Annotated in this window: 14 protein-coding genes and 1 rRNA gene; 2 read left to right on the forward strand and 13 right to left on the reverse strand. The window is 37.4% G+C overall.

Annotated elements, in window-relative coordinates:
• Nucleotides 1-338: 338 nt before the first annotated feature.
• From SAY88_RS22960 to SAY88_RS22975, 4 genes are all read right to left on the reverse strand, one after another.
• A complete protein-coding gene (locus SAY88_RS22960; RefSeq protein ID WP_332634633.1) occupies nucleotides 339-1,484 on the reverse strand; it encodes an SMP-30/gluconolactonase/LRE family protein in 1,146 nt (381 codons plus the stop codon).
• A 439-nt stretch (nucleotides 1,485-1,923) separates the two neighbouring features.
• Nucleotides 1,924-2,766 (reverse strand): mechanosensitive ion channel domain-containing protein, encoded by an 843-nt coding sequence (locus SAY88_RS22965; protein WP_332634634.1) that lies wholly within the window; start codon nucleotides 2,764-2,766, stop codon nucleotides 1,924-1,926.
• A gap of 71 nt (nucleotides 2,767-2,837) precedes the next feature.
• A complete protein-coding gene (gene ytvI / locus SAY88_RS22970; RefSeq protein WP_332634636.1) occupies nucleotides 2,838-3,950 on the reverse strand; it encodes a sporulation integral membrane protein YtvI in 1,113 nt (370 codons plus the stop codon).
• Nucleotides 3,951-4,303: 353 nt separating this feature from the next.
• Complete coding sequence (locus SAY88_RS22975; protein ID WP_332634638.1) at nucleotides 4,304-4,630, reverse strand: DUF3895 domain-containing protein; 327 nt, start codon at nucleotides 4,628-4,630, stop codon at nucleotides 4,304-4,306.
• Between the two features lie 261 nt (nucleotides 4,631-4,891).
• Here SAY88_RS22975 and SAY88_RS22980 point away from each other — a divergent pair, with 261 nt between their 5' ends.
• On the forward strand, nucleotides 4,892-5,518 hold the full coding sequence (locus tag SAY88_RS22980) for a 3'-5' exonuclease (protein ID WP_332634640.1): 627 nt from the start codon (nucleotides 4,892-4,894) through the stop codon (nucleotides 5,516-5,518).
• Nucleotides 5,519-6,072: 554 nt separating this feature from the next.
• On the opposite strand, the gene SAY88_RS22985 is transcribed toward SAY88_RS22980, so the two are convergent.
• Nucleotides 6,073-6,948: a LysR family transcriptional regulator gene (locus SAY88_RS22985; RefSeq protein WP_332634641.1), complete on the reverse strand. Its 876-nt coding sequence runs from the start codon at nucleotides 6,946-6,948 to the stop codon at nucleotides 6,073-6,075.
• 117 nt (nucleotides 6,949-7,065) lie between these two features.
• On the opposite strand from SAY88_RS22985, the gene SAY88_RS22990 reads away from it, so the two are divergent.
• Nucleotides 7,066-8,292, forward strand: coding sequence for an MFS transporter (locus tag SAY88_RS22990; protein ID WP_332634643.1), 1,227 nt, complete (start codon nucleotides 7,066-7,068; stop codon nucleotides 8,290-8,292).
• 259 nt (nucleotides 8,293-8,551) lie between these two features.
• Here SAY88_RS22990 and SAY88_RS22995 read toward each other — a convergent pair whose 3' ends face one another.
• From SAY88_RS22995 to rrf, 8 genes are all read right to left on the reverse strand, one after another.
• Nucleotides 8,552-9,508, reverse strand: coding sequence for a sugar ABC transporter substrate-binding protein (locus tag SAY88_RS22995; RefSeq protein WP_332634644.1), 957 nt, complete (start codon nucleotides 9,506-9,508; stop codon nucleotides 8,552-8,554).
• Between the two features lie 127 nt (nucleotides 9,509-9,635).
• Nucleotides 9,636-10,859, reverse strand: a complete 1,224-nt coding sequence (ystJ, locus tag SAY88_RS23000; protein ID WP_332634645.1) for an NADP-dependent malic enzyme — start codon at nucleotides 10,857-10,859, stop codon at nucleotides 9,636-9,638.
• 375 nt (nucleotides 10,860-11,234) lie between these two features.
• Nucleotides 11,235-12,767 (reverse strand): malate dehydrogenase (quinone), encoded by a 1,533-nt coding sequence (gene mqo / locus SAY88_RS23005; protein WP_332634651.1) that lies wholly within the window; start codon nucleotides 12,765-12,767, stop codon nucleotides 11,235-11,237.
• 355 nt (nucleotides 12,768-13,122) lie between these two features.
• Nucleotides 13,123-14,709 (reverse strand): phosphoenolpyruvate carboxykinase (ATP), encoded by a 1,587-nt coding sequence (gene pckA, locus SAY88_RS23010; RefSeq protein ID WP_332634646.1) that lies wholly within the window; start codon nucleotides 14,707-14,709, stop codon nucleotides 13,123-13,125.
• Nucleotides 14,710-14,864: 155 nt separating this feature from the next.
• Nucleotides 14,865-15,893, reverse strand: coding sequence for a glyceraldehyde-3-phosphate dehydrogenase (locus SAY88_RS23015; RefSeq protein ID WP_332634647.1), 1,029 nt, complete (start codon nucleotides 15,891-15,893; stop codon nucleotides 14,865-14,867).
• A gap of 552 nt (nucleotides 15,894-16,445) precedes the next feature.
• Nucleotides 16,446-17,492, reverse strand: coding sequence for a 2-hydroxycarboxylate transporter family protein (locus SAY88_RS23020; protein ID WP_332634649.1), 1,047 nt, complete (start codon nucleotides 17,490-17,492; stop codon nucleotides 16,446-16,448).
• Nucleotides 17,467-17,658: a 2-hydroxycarboxylate transporter family protein gene (locus tag SAY88_RS23025; protein WP_332634652.1), complete on the reverse strand. Its 192-nt coding sequence runs from the start codon at nucleotides 17,656-17,658 to the stop codon at nucleotides 17,467-17,469. Before SAY88_RS23025 ends, SAY88_RS23020 begins: the two co-directional genes overlap by 26 nt.
• 846 nt (nucleotides 17,659-18,504) lie before the next feature.
• Nucleotides 18,505-18,577: ribosomal RNA gene (gene rrf / locus SAY88_RS26100) — 5S ribosomal RNA — on the reverse strand; the annotation flags it as partial.

Below are 18,577 nucleotides of genomic sequence, written 5' to 3' on the forward strand. Positions count from 1 at the left end.
ACCGCTGTTTCATCAGCGACTTTTATTATCATAACATAATATTTTGTTCTGCGCAATATTTTTTTAAAAAGTTTTTTCGCATTCACCACCGAATCAATCAATACCGCCGACAATAAATAATATATCACGAATAATAATTCTACGCAATAGTTGATTTGAAATTAATTTTTGCGGCTAGGTTTAATAATCTACCATAGTTCAAGTATACAATCAACAATAAATTAAACTATAGACGGAAAGACAGGTCCATTGTCCACTTTAATTATTAATAAATCTAAACTGTTACTTGACCCTGTCTCCTCGTCATGGTCAACCGCTCATAAATATAACTCTCTAAGCTAAAATCCTATATCACCCTTATTAATCCAACCAATTGTGTTCGTATTATTTAAATGATGGAAGAACAACTTATCGTCCGTTTCCGTTGCTCCAGTGATTTCTGTATATGAACCATTTGGATCTTGTAAATCAGCCACAATATCTCCTGACTCATTAATCGCTATAAGATGAGAGTATCCATTACCTTTAGGCAGCATAAAAGCTGGTAACCGCATAGCTATAGAACGAAGCCATGGTTTATTAGCGCTGTAATCTAAAAAATCATTTCGAGGATAGATTAATCCGATCCAGTACCTTCCATCCTCCCCTTGCATGATGTTATCAGGCAAACCAGGTAAATTATCTACTACTATTTGTGCAGATATATCCTGTTCGAATGCACTGATGTTTTCTGCAGTTACGTCTAGTTTCCAAACACGATATTTACCTGTTTCATTTATTAATAAATGCTGTTCATCTTCACTTAAAGCAATTCCATTTGCAAAGCTTAAGTCATTCATTAATACTCGTGTCTGTTGTGTTGTAGGATTGTATTCCAATACCCTACCCGTGCTACTATTCGCTAAAATGTCTAGTTCACCAGCTTTTCCAACATCACCGATTTCCTTTGCTTTTACTAGGAATGAGGCATCTGAAAAATAAATCAATCCGTTTTTTGCTACGACAACCGCGTCAGCAAAATGAGTCGGATAACCATCGGCAGAATTTGTTAGCAGTTCTATCTCTGGTCCACCACCAATGTTAGTCACCCGAAGCAGCCCCCCATGTTCTCCATATAAAGGATCGGCAATAATCAGTGCTCCCTCAGAATCGAAATCAAACCCAAGCGGACGTCCCCCTGTATTAACAACAACTTCACTTTCTGACCCATCAGGGCGAACACGAATGATTTCTCCATCCTCCATCGCGGCATACAGCCAATTATCTCGATACACAATGTGCTCTGGTTGTTTGAAATGATCTAGTTCAATAAATTCCATCCCCTCTAACCTACTATTCACTTTATGAGGACCTGTATATCCTTCCGTCTGTGGAGCATCCCAATAAGGTGGGTGAATCGGTACAGGCCATAACAATGAATAAAGTGTAAGTAGGCAGAATGCACTTAAAACGATAAGTAAATAACCTTTCTTCTTTAGCTTCATAATCATTTTCCCTTCGTATATGCTGAGGGTAGGGCACTATTTATAGAAAACCAGTTTGAAATGAAAGATGTGGACAATAGGACAGTTCACTCCTTCACTAATCACTACACAACTATTAAAGGAGTAAAAAGAATTTCCTCTTACCCCAAATTTTCTAACTAATATCAAGCCGCTCCTCATACTTCTATTGCACGTCTATAAATTACACAACACCTAATGCTCGAAGTCTGTTTAATTATACCAAGCTTGAAAGAATACTAGTATCTCTTAATTTTATTTCCAGCTCGTAAAAAAAACGATCCTACCATGAGAATCGTCCCCAACATCATATTTAAATACCTTACTTACTTTATTTTCTTCCTCAGCAATGCGCCTGTTAATTCAACAAATTATTACCATCATCTGCCAGCTGTCCATCTGTACACTTATACGATAAAAACTATGCAATCTTAACCCCTTCATTCTCTCTCACATACTCCAGTATCTCACGCCAAATAACATCCTCTGTCAACTTCATTTTCCTCGGTTCAGTTAAATAGCGCAACGTCAACTTAAGATAACCGTCTTTAACCATAACGGAAACGGCTGGTGTTAAGTCTTGAGAATGGAGCATATATTTTTTCGAAGCTTCTTGGACTTTATCCCTAGCTTCTGTAGAAATATGCTCTGTATGTTTGTTCAAAATCGTTTCAAACTGAGCTTTTGTCTCTTCCCACTCACTATCAAGTGTCAACCGAACGTCGATTTCATTCCACACATAACCGAACCCCTTACTCGCATTAGAAACAGCATGTGTAAAGAGATAATTATTTGGAATGTGAACAACCTTCCCTGTGCTTTGTTCTCCTTCAGCCTTTGATGTTACTTCCATCATCACAAAATGAAAGATTTTTTGATCAATCACATCTCCCGCACGATCATTAACAACAACACGGTCCCCCACTTCAAATGGCTTTTGAATCACAATAATGAGCAATGCGGCAATGTTTGTAAAAATTTCTCTTAGTGCAATTGCAATCCCTGCCGAAATGAACCCAACATAGATCGTTAAATCAAGCCTCGCTTCAGACCATAACATAATAAAAATAACGACCAGAATGACAGAGTGCAAATAATAGAACCTTTTACGAGTGACGTAATACAGACTATTATCTTTAATTGTTCTATGAAGAAGCTTATTTGTAAGCCTCACAACCTTATAGTAAATAAGTAAAATCACGAGTGATAAACAGGCTTTATAAATAATCGGGTTTGCCTGAAAATAGTGAATAACCTCTTGCATCTTAATCTCTTCCCCCAAATTTGATAGTTCTAATAATCATAAAAATTTTTACGTTACTAATAACTAATTTCTTACTCAACCTTTATAAATCGCCATATACCTTCAAATATTTTTGCCTCATGAAATGAGATAATTAAAACCAGGATTACCGGACCTAAAAATAACCCAATAAAGCCAAACAGTTGTAACCCTACAAATAATGAAATAAGCGTCGCCAATGGGTTCAAACCTAAGCTTGATGACAGTACTTTCGGTTCAGCAAATTGTCGTATTGTAATCGTTAATCCATAGAGGATTAACAGCCCTACCCCTAAAAAGAGATTACCGGTCATGATGCTATAAATGCCCCATGGAATTAAAATAATCCCCGTACCCAAATATGGCAACAAGTCGACAACACCAAGAATGAGAGCGATCGTTAAAGCATGCTCGACTCTCAAGATAAGAAGGCCAATCAAATTAACGACGGCTGTCATACTGATTAAGATAAACTGAGCTCTCAGAAAACCAATCAGTTTGAATTTTAAATCTCGATAGACCTGAGCCATTTGTTCTTTGATTCGGATTGGCAGCTTCCTTTTTACAATCGCTTGAAGCCGGTGCCAGTCTTTGCTAATGAAGTACAAGGAAAGAAGGACAAAGACAAAAACCGTTAATGTAATCGGAAGTGCCCCAATAAATTGAGAGAGACTGTTTGCAATTGCCTGACCTGCATTCCCAAGAATCGAAGCAAACTGACCTCCGATCTGTTGAATGCTATTTTCAATCGCATCCCTTTGCGCTACATCTAACTCATCAATAAACCCGATCCCTCTCACCCAAAGAGGAAAGACATGCTCATTGACATACGTCTGAATATGGGTCGAGATGATTTCAATTTGATTTGGCACAAGTCTAGATAAATATTGAAAACCGTCAACTAGCTTGATAATAAGTAACGTTAGCACGCCTCCAACTAATCCAAACAAAAACAAAATACCTGATAACACGGCCAACGATCTTGGGAATTTCGCGGACTTCTCCAACCAATTCACGACAGGATTAATGAAGAAAGCAATCCCTAATGCAATTAAAAATGGAAACGTAAGCCATACAACATAATAAAAAGCAAGCCAACCTATAGCCAGTAATATAGCTACAATCAATACTCGAACGATGACTCGAAGCACCTTATTCTCAAACACCTACCCACCTCCCAGACTAGACTTTTATAAAATCAAAAAAAGAACTCATCCTCTGTCTATACTCTCATCTTCTCCAATTTCAGATTTATAATAATGTAAGAAAAAGACCTTTACCAAAATAGGCAAAGGTCTACTCCATTACAAAAAGACCTCTACCAATGGTAAAGGTCTGGCTAACAACATTTATGTTGCCAATAAAGCCGAGGAGAATCTCCCGGGAATGACGACTTTATTGTACAGCTACTCCCCTTTAAGTAGGTAGTATTCGATTATTGAAATCATAATTGATTATTATGGCGAAAACAACGGGTTTTCTTCTTTTACGTAATTTCTCATAATCTCGAGGGGGGTTGCTAAAACAAACTTAGCTGCTGCCCCATTTCCGGTTCCGAATCTTCTTCTGTTTCTTCTCTATCTTCTTCCGGTTCCTTATTAATTGATAGATCACCCATTCTTTTATATTGTACGTCATTTTCGACTAGGCTCATCTCTATAATTGAATCCTTAACGTACGTTTCTACTACAACAGCAATTTGAGGATAGATTTTATATTTTCCAGTTGAATATGTTTCTGAACTTGAACCATTCTCAATTAAATAATCACATAAATTTTTAAGGGTAAAAAACTCATGTCGCGTTAAATAATCCTTGATTAGTTCTTTTTCTTTATATGAGAGCAAGGAAATGCCTCCTCTTTTTTATTAAAAGTATAACAGTAGTAATGATGTCTATTGTATCAAAGTGTTGTTGGGATGTGGGGAATTTATGAGAAATTTATTAACCAAAAGCCCAACAAAAACACCCCATAAACATTGAGTTACCTTTGTACTTATCATTAACTTATTTCTGAATTCATGATGTAAATCCTATTAATCTACGTTATACTAATATATTCATAGAGATTCCGTACGTTGAACTTTTATTGTTGAGGAGGACTCCAATTGGATTTTGTTGCAATAGATTTTGAAACAGCTAATACAAATCGTTCAAGTGTTTGTTCGATTGGACTAGTTGTCGTAAAAAGTGGCACGGTAGCCGAAGAATATTACCAATTAATTAAACCAACCGATATGTACTTTGATCCCATTTGTGTAAGAATTCATGGAATTACTCCAGAAGATGTCAAGGATGCCCCATCATTTAATGAAGTGTGGACAGATATCTCCCACTTGCTTGAAGGAAACCTCGTTATTGCCCATAATGCAAGCTTTGATATGTCTGTATTGAGGCACTCACTAGATGAGTGTAAGTTCGATTACCCTTCATTTTCCTATAACTGTACGGTCAATGTTTCCAAAAAAACATGGCCTGGCCTACATAGTTATTCACTCAATGTAGTCGCTGAATATCTACAGATTGAATTTAAACACCACCATGCCCTTGAGGACGCACAAGTAGCAGCACAAGTATACCTAGAAGCTTGCAAATACAACAACGTTTCAAGTCACGAAGAACTCATTGAAAAACTAGAAATTGGCCAAGGGACGGTTTATGCCAACGGCTATACACCAGCACGCGCCAACAAAAAGAGAAGCAAAAGTAAAAGAAGCACGTCAAAAATCAGTTAACCAAGAAATATGTAATGAGGGATGAACACTTTGTACGTAAGCATTCATCCCTTTTTTTGTATCCAATTGTAATTGAGGAATTCTTACTAATCTATTTGACTTTTTCCTTAATGCACATATAAAAAATGCATAATTTAATAGATTGAGCCGGCTAGTAATGTCTTGGCTAGCTATTTCTCTTCTACAGGGAGTGTTACTCATGGAGTTGTTGTCTTCCACGTTTTTTTATGAAGAGTAAAAGTTGGTCTCACAGTGGGAAGCCTCCAACTACCATCGGCGCAAGAGAGCTTAACGAGCGACTAAAAAGAACATCATTTAATGTTCACAATCAGATTTATAAAGAAGAGTAAAAAATCCGCATAAATTATGGGAGTATGATTTACATTTATAAATCATACTCCCATAAGATAATTAAACCGCTTGTCTTTGGTGCGTTGGGTTACGAGAAAGCGCAAGAACTGTCCCCTTGATTTCATGATTCATCAATTAGATTCCTTTATTATCCTTTAACTTAACGACTAGTAAGTCCAGATTATTCGAAGGACATCCTACTCCTAACTAAAATGATTGATAATAAAATTTTGAAATTGCTCAACAACCTTTGGAAGGAATGTTTGCTTCCTCCACGCAATTCCTATTGTACGCTTACATTCAACATCTATAACTGGTAAGCGACAAACATGATCACTTTCCATCCCGCTTCTTTCTGGGATTAACCCGACACCAAGCCCTACTGAGACAAGTCCAGCTACGGTTGACACTTCCTGTCCTTCAAATGTTAACTTAGGGGTAAATCCGACTTGCTTACACAATTGATCTGTTATTGTTCTAAGACCTGCCCCTTTTTTAAACCCAACAAATGGCTCTTCGGCAATTTCACTTAAATTGACACCATCACGATTCGCCAAGCGATGAGAGTGTGGAACAATAACAAATAATTTTTCAGAAAATAATTCTTGCCAACTGATTTCTGGATCTAATTCTGAAACCGTCGTTAAGCATAAGTCGATATCCCCTGCTTTTAACTGTTCAATTAATTCTCTTGCAGTATTTTGAAATAATTGAAAGGTGACATTTGGATAGGAACGACGATACTCTCCAATTAACTCTGGGACAAGATTAGCCCCTAACGTATGTAAAAAGGAAAGGGAGATATTCCCACTGTCTGGACTAACAACTTCCTTAAGTTCCTGACGTCCTGACTCAATGACCTGCAAAGCGAGATTCACCTTTTCTAAGAACATTTTTCCATAGCGATTTAATTGAACCGTTCGCCCTTTTCTTTCGAATAGAGGTACACCCAGTTCTTTCTCTAGCCTAGAAATGGCTCGACTTAACGCTGGCTGCGAAATGAATAATGACTCCGCTGCTTTCGTAAAATGTTGCATATTTGCGACCCTCTGAAAATATTCAAGCTGCTGCCATTCCAATTCTCTTACCTCCATCCATAACTTTCATGCATCAAAATTATGTGAATTATATATTGGAAGTTATCGTTTGTCAATCATATGATAGAGTAAAACAATAATAGAAGTGAGGATTTCAACATGTATTTAACAAGAGAAAGTCCTTCCTATAATAAAGCGATTTTCGCGCTTTTTTCGGGAAGCTTTATCAGCTTTATGATTCTATATTCTGTCCAAACGCTTTTTCCAATTTTCACGGAAGAATTTAACGTATCTCCAGCAACAGCAAGTCTATCATTATCGATCTCAACTGGGTTTCTCGCTGTTACGATGCTTGTTGCTTCCTCAATAGCTGACTCCATTGGAAAAAAGAGGATGATGTCGATATCAATAATCCTGACATCCGTTCTTTGTATTTTATCAGCGTTCAGTCCTAATTTCACGATCTTACTTTTCCTTCGGGCGTTGCAAGGGATTGCCTTAGCTGGTTTTCCGGGTATTGCGATGGCTTATGTAAATGAAGAATTTCATCCGAAAACGTTAGGCCTTGTCATGGGTCTTCATGTTAGTGGAAATACACTTGGTGGCCTTTCAGGAAGATTTTTAACAAGCCTTTTTACTGAGTGGTTTTCTTGGCATGTTGCTTTATTTATTCTTGGTTTTATCAGTCTTCTTTTAAGTATTGGCTTTTTAAAATTGCTTCCGCAGCCGGAAAATTCTCCAAAAACTTCAAAAGCATCATTAAAAACGTTATTACCATCTATTGGAGTGCAATTAAAAAATCTAAGGTTATTATGCTTATTTGGTCTTTCCTTTGTCCTTATGGGTAGTTTTGTGACGGTGTACAATTACTTAGGATTTCTACTTCTAACACCGCCATATTCATTAAGTCATACGGTAATCGGCTTTATCTTCTTTGTGTATTTAGTAGGGACGTTTAGCTCAACATATATCGGGCGTCTAAGTGATCAGCACGGAAAATCGAAAATGATCATAATTAGTATAATCATTATGTTTGCTGGTGCTGTTTTGACACTTACAAGCAACGTCCTATTTATAATTTTAGCACTCTGTATTTTTACGTTTGGATTTTTTGGTTGTCATTCGATTGCTAGTCGTTGGGTTGGTGAGATTGCTACATCCTTTAAATCACAAGCATCATCTATTTATTTACTCTTCTATTATATGGGGTCTAGTGTCATTGGTTTAGGTGGGGGACTTATTTGGAAACATTTTGAATGGAGTGGGATCGTGTTGATGATTGCTAGTTTTATTTCAATTGGTCTTCTGCTCATCTTCAGTTTACTTCGTTTTAAAAAACAGGAAAACACAACCCCAATACAGGCTCAGACAGGTGAGACTCTTTAATATATTTAAAAAAAGCTTGAGTCTGGTCGTTAATTTTAATTAATGTATGGAGGTGTCTCAAAAGGTCTGTATTTGACCTTTTGGAACAGCCTCATTTGCTCTGTATAACTCTCGTTAACTCTTTTTCAACCCTATAATTCTTAAGGTTCTATATCTTTCACTAAACAAATGGTAAACAAATTCTTTTAACTCTTCATAAGATCAGCAGAATTGTCGTATTTCCCTAGGTAATAGACTTAACCACTACATAATAGTAGGCTTACTTTACCGTTAATAATTTTTTTAAGAACCTTAATCTATCTTGCGCATTATCCACAGTTAAGATGTCAATTCCACTATCAATTATCTTTTCGGTTTTCTCTCCTTTAATTGCCTTCTGTGCTTGTACTACGCTTAGATATCCCATATCATAAGGATTCTGCGCTATAGTGGCGTTTACTTTTCCTTCTCCAACAAATTCGATCATTTCTATTATCCCATCTGTACCGATAATAGGGATTTTTACCCCTTCTTTCTCTAGCGTTCCTAATACCTCTAGTGCTAATCGATCAGAAGTAGCAATTACCCCTTTAATATTTGGATAGGATTGCAAAATGCTTCCCATCACCGGTGTTGGATTTGCCAAAGCATCATACCCCGACCTTTCTGCAACAACCTCTATTCCGATCGTCTCTAACACCTTCTTTGCCCCATTTGTTCGATCAATCATAGCTTGATCATCTGCTAGCCCAAAAATAATAGCGACTTGATCTCCTGGCTGCAACATTGAACCCAATAATTTACCTGCCATTTCACCCAATGCATAGTGGTCCGGTCCGATAAAGGCGGTTTTATCTTCCCAATCAATGTCCCTAGACACAAGAAGCACAGGAATATTTTTTTGCTTATATTCCATCAATACAGGAATAGTAACCTCTTCGTCAATTGGGGCTACAATTAGCGCATCAGGTTGTTGATCAAGAACCTTTTTTAACATGTTAGGCTGATTACTAATAGGGTAGATCGATTCAGGAGCTATTACTTTTCCATCTAGATTAAAATCTTCTAAGGCTTTTTTGGCCCCTGACTCAAAAATTTTCCAATACTCGATATCCAATCTTTGGGCAATGATTATAATATTAGGCTTATCCTGTTCCTTAAGAAACCAAACTGTCAAACTAGTAGAAGCCATGGTGAAAACGATAAGGGCTAGTGGAACAATCAATTTCTTTTTCACTATACGGTCCCTCCTACCAATAATAAGCTTTAAAAGCGTCAGTAAAATAAAAAGCCTTGCCTAAACAGATTATTAGGAAGGCTAAAAAGTAAAATATCTCACTTAATAATATTTGATCAATCTAAACTTAGTTTACTACTAGTAGATCTTCAATAGGCTCTTGTGCATTCAATTCTTTTCGCGCAACCCCTGTATTTATTGCTGCACCTGCAACAGCTTCTGCTACATGTTTCACAACTCTTGGGTCAAATGGATCCGGAATGACATAATCAGCGTGTAGTTCTTCACTGTTAATTAGTCCAGAAATTGCATAAACGGCAGCAATTTTCATTTCTTCGTTAATTTCCTTCGCATGAACATCTAAAGCACCGCGGAAAATCCCAGGGAATGCAAGGACATTATTAACCTGATTCGGGAAATCAGAGCGTCCTGTTCCAACTACAAGTGCTCCCGCTTCTTTTGCCTCTTCTGGCATAACTTCTGGTACCGGGTTAGCCATTGCAAAAATAATCGGATTGGCATTCATTGAGCGTACCATTTCTTTTGTAACTGCTCCTGCCGCAGAAACCCCAACAAACACATCAGCACCTTCTAATGCATCTCCTAGTGATCCTTGCTTTTGTTCTTTATTTGTGATGCTTGCCATTTCTTCTTTAAATTTATTCATACCCACCGGACGATCTTTATAAATGATTCCTTTTGTATCACATAAAATGACATTTTTTACACCCATATTTAGTAACAGTTTTACAATTGCTACTCCTGCAGCACCAGCCCCATTTGCCACAACACGAATATCCTCAATATTTTTGTTTGCTAGTTTAAGTGCATTAATAAGGCCTGCTGCTGTGACAATAGCCGTTCCGTGTTGGTCATCATGGAAAATAGGGATATCACACTCTTTGCGTAAACGCTCTTCAATTTCAAAACATTGCGGTGCAGCGATATCTTCTAAATTAACTCCGCCAAAAGTAGGCTCTAACATTTTAACGTGCTCGACAATTTTATCCGTGTCAGTCGAATTTATACATAGAGGAAAAGCATCAACATTTGCAAATTCTTTAAATAACAACGCCTTCCCTTCCATGACCGGCATAGCTGCTTTCGGACCGATATTTCCAAGCCCAAGGACAGCGGTTCCATTTGAAACAACGGCAACAAGATTTCCCTTCATTGTATAATCATATACTTTGCTTTCCGTTTCATGAATAGCCAAGCAAGGCTCCGCTACACCAGGTGAATAAGCAAGACTTAAATCTTTTGCATCACGTACTTTAACTTTAGAATTGACACCAAGTTTCCCTTGGTTTTCTTTATGCATCTTTAATGCTTCTTCGCGTAATGTTGCCATAACTAAATCTCCCTCTCTGTTCAATTTTCATTAGAAAATGAAATGGTAATTAGCGTATTAAATCACTGATCATATTAGATGATAACTATGGAACTTTTTAAATCAGGAAAAAAAGCGCTTTCTATTTTACTGTGTTATTTATTAATCTCCTTCTTTAACTATAATTATAGTGTCTCTTAGAAAGCTTCATAGTTTTTGTAACTTTAATAAGTATTTTTAATTTTAAAAAATACTTTGACTAAATACATAACGAGTGTTACAGTCTAAGCCTTAGTTTCTACAAGAAGCACACTATAGGTTTTTTTAGATTGGATCAATTAGAAATAATTGTCCACCATGCAAATTTTCAATATATTTGTTTCTACTTTTAAAGAATTAACTACAGACCAGTTCGGGCCTTTTTTCAATTAGACCAAGTGTTTGAGCTGTTGAAGTATGAATATCGTTTAAAAGATCTGGATTTTCCATTAGTGATAAGCCATAAGAAGGAATGATTTCTTTAATTTTCGATTCCCAATCATTCATATCATCTGGGAAGCATTTTGTTAAAACTTCAAGCATGACGTACACGGCAGTAGAAGCACCAGGAGAAGCGCCGAGCAATGCTGCAATTGAGCCATCAGCAGCACTAACAACTTCCGTACCAAATTGAAGTGTTCCTTTACCAGCTTCAGTATCTTTAATAACTTGTACACGTTGGCCTGCTTCTACTAAATCCCAATCTTCACTTTTGGCGTTGGGGATAAATTCACGTAATTCTTCCATGCGCTGTTCTTTTGTTAGCATAACTTGTTGGATCAGGTATTTCGTCAATGACAAGTTTTTCGCACCTGCTGCCAACATCGTTACGAGATTATCCTGTTTTACAGAAGTTACTAAATCAAACATTGAACCATTTTTTAAAAACTTTGGTGAAAAGCCGGCAAACGGTCCAAATAACAATGATTTTTTATTGCTAATAAATCTTGTATCAAGGTGTGGAACAGACATTGGAGGAGCACCAACCTTAGCTTTTCCGTATACTTTTGCATGGTGCTGCTCTACAACTTCAGGGTTATTACACACCATAAATAAGCCACTCACCGGGAATCCTCCAATATGTTTCCCTTCTGGAATACCGGATTTTTGCAGTAAATGAAGGCTGCCACCTCCGCCTCCGACAAAGACGAACTTTGCAGTATGGCTTTCAACCGTACCGCTATTCAAATTCCGCACTTTCAATTCCCATGACCCGTCGCTAGTACGTTTAATGTCGCTAACACTATGTTTGTAATGTATATTGACATTTTCACTCTCTAAATGGTCAAACATCATGCGTGTTAATGCGCCAAAATTGACATCAGTCCCAGAGTCGATTTTGGTTGCCGCGATAGGCTCATTCGAGTCGCGATCTTGCATAATAAGCGGGATCCATTCCATTAGTTTTTCAGGATCATCGGAAAATTCCATCCCTTGAAATAATGGATTCTTTGCTAGCGCTTCAAATCGCTTTTTTAAAAATATTACATTTTGTTCCCCTTGAACTATACTTATATGAGGCAATGGCATGATAAAATCCTGTGGATTTTGTTTCAGCTTGTTTACAAGATACGACCAAAACTGCATTGAAACGTGAAATTGTTCATTAATATTTATCGCTTTGCTAATATCTATGAACCCATCCGGTTTTTCGACCGTATAGTTAAGCTCGCACAGTGCCGCATGCCCTGTGCCCGCATTATTCCATTCGTTAGAGCTTTCTTCTCCTGCGCTTGCATTCTTTTCAAATACCTTGATTGTCCAATCCGGTACTAATTCATTCAGAAGTGTTCCCAAAGTTGCACTCATGATTCCGGCACCAATTAAAATAACGTCTGTTTTAGTTTCACTATCGCTCATTTTTACTTCTCCTTTCTTATTAGTGTTTATGAAAAAGTAACATGTACTAATGCGAGAGTTATATAACTATATAATTTTAGGTGACTAATTAATTTATAGACTATAAATGTATGCTCCATTGACACGAAGGGTAATTGCTCGTCTATTAGGGGTTAAATCTTATGATTCAGCAACTTAAATTTTGAATTGTATTAAGTGATGCCTTTGATAAAAAAAGACAACTTCACCAACTGGTGAAGTTTGTACAAAATGAAGCAAAATTCCTATATAATTTATTTGGAATTTACATCATAAGCTGTCATTGAACAAATGGTCATTTAAGTTTTATGTCTCTTTAAATGCCGTTTTATCTCTAGAAGAGCTGAAAAGTCAGCTCCTCTTCTCGTTATACAAGAGGTCCGCCCAACTTAACAATCTCTTCCGATACGCTTGTGAACTTTTTGAAGTTTTCATTGAACTTGCTGGCAAGGTTTAAAGCTTTTGCTTTATAAGCTTCCTTGTCAGCCCAAGTTTGTTCTGGAATTAATACACTATCAGGAACACCTGGAACATGAAGCGGAATTTCCAGACCGAAGATGTCATCCTTTTCAGATTCCACGTTGTCTAATTCACCGTTAAGTGCAGCTCTCACCATTGCACGAGTGTAGGAAAGATTCATTCGTTGGCCTACACCATATTCTCCGCCAGTCCAACCAGTGTTAACTAAAAATACTTTTGCATTATGCTTTTCAATTTTCTCTCCAAGCATTTCAGCATAACGAAATGCGTTAAGCGGCAAGAATGGAGAACCAAAGCATGTAGAAAACGTTACTTCCGGGGATGTAACCCCACGCTCAGTTCCTGCTAGCTTACTAGTATAGCCGCTTAAGAAATGATACATGGCTTGTTCTTTTGATAACTTGCTGATTGGAGGTAATACACCAAATGCATCAGCTGTTAGGAACACAATTGTATTTGGGTGTCCAGCAACACTTGGAAGCACAATATTATCAATTGCATCAACTGAATATGCTGCTCGTGTATTTTCTGTTAAAGATACATCATTGTAATTTGCAAGACCCGTCTCCTTATCAATAACAACATTTTCCAATACAGAACCGAATGTAATCGCATCAAAGATTTGAGGTTCCTTCTCCCTAGATAGGTTCACGCATTTTGCATAGCAACCTCCTTCAATATTAAAGACGCCGTTATCAGACCACCCATGCTCGTCATCACCGATTAGCTTACGATTTGGATCTGCAGATAGCGTTGTCTTTCCTGTTCCGGATAAGCCAAAGAACAATGCCACATCACCTTCTTCAGATACGTTTGCAGAACAGTGCATAGGTAGAATGTCTTGTTCTGGTAACAAGTAATTCATGATAGAGAAGATGGATTTCTTCATTTCACCTGCATACTCAGTACCGCCGATTAGAATTACACGCTTTTCAAAAGAAACAATGATAAACGTTTCAGAATTTGTACCGTCAATTTCCGGATCAGCTTTGAATGTTGGAGAAGATACAATTGTAAATGGTTCATCCTGATTCGGGGAATCAGCCTCTGTCGGACGAATAAACAATTGATGTGCAAATAAGTTATGCCAAGCAAATTCATTTATTACTTGAATCGGAAGACGAGAGCTGTGATCCGCTCCAGCAAAGCCTTTAAATACGAAGATTTCTTCTTTTTCTTCTAGGTGTTCTAATACCTTTGTATACAGATTATCAAAATGTTGCTCAGAAATGGCTTGGTTTACAGTACCCCAATCAATTTTATCTGCAGTAGACTCTTCCTTAACAATGAATTTATCTTTAGGAGAACGCCCTGTGTATTTACCCGTTGAAACAGAAACAGCACCGGTAGAAGTTAATATCCCTTCTTCTCTCTTTATTATTTTTTCCACTAACTGCGAAACACTTAATTGAACTTGCGCATTAATTCCATTTAGTAAATCATCTAATTCGATTTGGACGTCTACACTACTCATATATATACCATCCTTTTTGTCTTTTTTATCTTTCTCGTAATTCCCGCAAATACTACATAACACTAACTTAAGAGATTCATACTATTTATCAGGTTTTGTTTGTTAATTTTTCCGAAAATAATTGCGCCTTAAGTTGCTACTATTAAGTCATCAATTTAAATATGTTGCAGGCTTTTTTGGCTAGATAACTGATTTGCTACTAGCTTTACGAGATCTACTACGCGGCAGGAGTAGCCCCACTCATTATCATACCAGGCAAGAACTTTTACCTTACGAGTCCCCATAGCGATTGTAGATAGGCCATCAATAATAGACGAGCTTGGATTTGTATTGAAATCTACAGACACAAGCGGTGAATCACAGAATTCTATAATTCCCTTCATAGATCCTTGGGCTGCAGTCTGGAAGGCATTATTAATTTGTTCCACTGTCACATCACATTTCACGTCTACTACAAGGTCTACAAGCGATACATTTGGAGTCGGAACACGTAGTGCCATGCCATGTAATTTCCCATTTAAATGTGGTAATACCTTTGCTAAAGCTTTAGCAGCACCTGTTGTTGTTGGAATAATAGATTGTGCACAAGCACGCGCTCTACGTAAATCTTTATGTGGATTATCAATATTATTTTGATCATTTGTATATGCATGTACAGTAGTCATTAAGCCATTCTCTATGCCGAATTGTTCATCTAACAGCTTGACGACTGGAGCAAGACAATTTGTTGTACAAGAGGCATTTGAAATCACATCGTGTTTTGTAATATCCAATTGCTCATCGTTTACACCAACTACTATCGTTACATCTTCATTTTTGCCTGGAGCTGTTAAAATAACCTTCTTTGCCCCGGCCTCTAAGTGCAGACTTGCTTTTTCTTTTGCATTAAATTTTCCTGTTGCTTCTATTACAACTTCTATTCCTAGCTCCTTCCAAGGCAGCTCTTGCGGATTACGTTGGTTAAGAAGCTTAACTTCCTTACCATCCACCACTAAATGATCTTGCGATACCTCTACAGTACCGTCAAACTTCCCGTGTACGGTATCGTACTTAATAAGGTGTGCCAACGTCTCTGCCGGATAGCTCGCATTAATGGCTACGACCTGGAATGAGCTTTCTTTTACCGCTTGACGAAATACCATTCTTCCAATACGTCCAAACCCGTTAATAGCAACACTAATCATATTAATAAGTCCCCCTCAATCAAATGAGTTATACTATTTAACTGAAAATCTATAAGTAGTGTATCATATTAATCAGTAATTTCATCATTTATTTTACTTTTTTTAATTACTTATTACTTTTTTTAATTACTCTTTTTTATAACATTCCATTCCATAGAATACAGATCGACCTTTGCATGTTTTTAAAGATCCATTCTGAAAATAAATAATGGTAATAAAACGATTTTTGGCTAATTCTTTTAAAAACACCTATCTATCTCCTCAATCACTAAAGTCCTATATAGAAAAGGGATTATTCTACTAACTAGTTATGCAAAATTCTAGGAATAAATATGCCCCTTTCCATTTAGCAAAACTATCTAGTACATACTTAAACTGTCTTTTTTTTAGGCTTATAAAGTCCCAGTTTAATGTTTTGATAGAAATACTCCATTTTACTCACAACTAACGTGAAAGAGGCTTTATTAATTAACTTAAAAGGTGGTTAGGTTAATCTACATGTGCTAGAACTATAGACTGATGCTGATCATCCAGCATCGTTTTTTAATCCCTTTATATAAAGAGTGGAATGATCAACCCTGCCAATAACAGGATAATCGCTCCGCCCAGTCTTGACGCAATTTGGGCAAAAGGCATTAACTGCATTCTTTTTGATGCTGACAACACAGCTACATCACCTGTTCCTCCCATGTTTGCCATGCACAATCCAGCTGAAATAGCAGATTCAATTGGATAAAATCCGACTGCTTTTCCCAGAAGAGCAGCTCCTAACACCGCACCAAATACAACGCCTGCAACAAGAAGAATATATTGTACACTCATAGCAGCTAACACCGCATTTAAATCGGTGAACGCTACACCAATTCCAAAAAGCAAAGCAAGTGTCCATGTTTTAGCAACAAATTGATACCACTGGCTCGCACCTTCCACTACATTTTGTGGAATGATATTTACAATTTTAGCTATAGCCACGAGAACAATCATGATTGCATACGGGTGTAACGAAATGATTGCCCCTAGTAAATGACCACAAGCAAAGAATAATAAAGCGGCTAGTAAACCAATTCCCATCTTTGAAATATCAAAAGTCGATTTTTTTTGCTCCATTTTAAATCCAGGAATAAGTTGACCATTACCTGATAAGGACGGTACTTTATTTCCAAGAGTATTTAAAAGACTTGCAAAGATAATGGCAAATACATTACCAAGTGCTAAGGCAGGAACGAGCATCGAAATGTAATAACTTGGTGAGTTACCCAAGAATTCAGAATAAACCTGTGCCATCGGAATCGCTCCTGCTCCCATTCCACCACCTAGGATCGGAAGTGTAATAACTAGGACCGCTTCTTGTACGGAGAATCCAATTAAAAGTCCTACTAAAGCGGCTATAGCCATCGCCCCGAGAACGGCTCCAAAAATAGGAAGAAAATAACGAACCCCAATTTTCATAAGAACTTTAGAATTCATTCCTAAAATACTTCCCGTAATTAATGCAGCAATGTAGAAATCGAGGAAACCACCTGTTGTCATAAAATCAGTGACACCGGTCGTAACCGTTTCTGGGAGAATGCCACTATAAAACCATATAAGCGAATCCAAAAATTGCTACAATAGCTCCTCCACCCAAATAAGTTTTGACAATTGGTAATCTGTCACCTATCCAACCAAGGAATTCCCCAAACACAACCATCACGAGTAAACTTCCAATCATTCCTGCAGGTAAATCACCCGTATAAACGGTTACAATCGTTATCGTTAAAAATATACCAAACGATGGGCAACCCTAAGATTTTCACTTCACTTTTTTGACTTAACTCATGCATCTCTCCCTTATACTACAAACTTTTGCTGGGTTTTAGATAATTATGACTATTTCATACACCCTCCTTTTGTAATCGCTTTCAAATAAACTATCCTCATTCTATTGATTTTTGACAATTCGCGACAGTTTATGTAACTAAATAAACCTTTTGTAAGTAAAAAAAACGACCTAAGGCGTAATTATTCTCTATAAAACTAGTAAGTCAAGGTAGCATTGTTATCAATGACTTAAAGTAAGAAATGAACAAATAAATTAAAAAAGATGGTTCGGGATAAACCCAGCAGTTACGACTACCGATATGAAAGAAAAAGGATCCCCTCAATCAACATGTAAGTGGGACATGGCGCCTTTCCAATGAAGATTATGTATGATGTAACCATTGGCCTAATCAAGGAAGATGTTTGTGCATACTAAAAAAGACAACCCTATCGGATTGTCTTTTATCTTCCTGGCAACGTCCTGGCTCACCCTTTCTCTTCTACGGGAATGGTTACTCATGGAGTTGTTCTTAGAAGTAATTCACTTTGTGTTACGAAGAGAAAGGGTTCGGACTCACTTCTTTTCTTCTACTAGGAAGACACGATGTTTTTCTTAGATGCACTCTGTGAAGGTTACGAAAAAAAGAAGTTCGTCTCACAGGGGGAAACGATGTTTTTTCAGAGAAGTATAATTACGTTGTAACCATCGGCCCATTCGAGGAAGATGCTGTTCCTCCGGAACAGATCTCTTCAGTGCCCCTCTACTATTTATGCACATAAAAAAGCATTCCTCAACAGAATGCTTTGGGGTGCCTGGCAACGTCCTACTCTCACAGGGGGAAGCCCCCAACTACCATCGGCGCTGAAGAGCTTAACGACCGTGT

Origin of the sequence: Halalkalibacter flavus (assembly GCF_036663575.1) — a bacterium.
GTDB lineage: Bacteria > Bacillota > Bacilli > Bacillales > Bacillaceae_D > Halalkalibacter > Halalkalibacter flavus.

What these genes read in the sequence shown, in the direction of transcription:
- SAY88_RS22960 (WP_332634633.1), bottom strand. Translation starts at nt 1,484, where the DNA reads ATGAAGCTAAAGAAGAAAGGTTATTTACTTATCGTTTTAAGTGCATTC.
- SAY88_RS22965 (WP_332634634.1), bottom strand. Translation starts at nt 2,766, where the DNA reads ATGCAAGAGGTTATTCACTATTTTCAGGCAAACCCGATTATTTATAAA.
- SAY88_RS22990 (WP_332634643.1), top strand. Translation starts at nt 7,066, where the DNA reads ATGTATTTAACAAGAGAAAGTCCTTCCTATAATAAAGCGATTTTCGCG.
- ystJ (WP_332634645.1), bottom strand. Translation starts at nt 10,859, where the DNA reads ATGGCAACATTACGCGAAGAAGCATTAAAGATGCATAAAGAAAACCAA.
- pckA (WP_332634646.1), bottom strand. Translation starts at nt 14,709, where the DNA reads ATGAGTAGTGTAGACGTCCAAATCGAATTAGATGATTTACTAAATGGA.
- SAY88_RS23015 (WP_332634647.1), bottom strand. Translation starts at nt 15,893, where the DNA reads ATGATTAGTGTTGCTATTAACGGGTTTGGACGTATTGGAAGAATGGTA.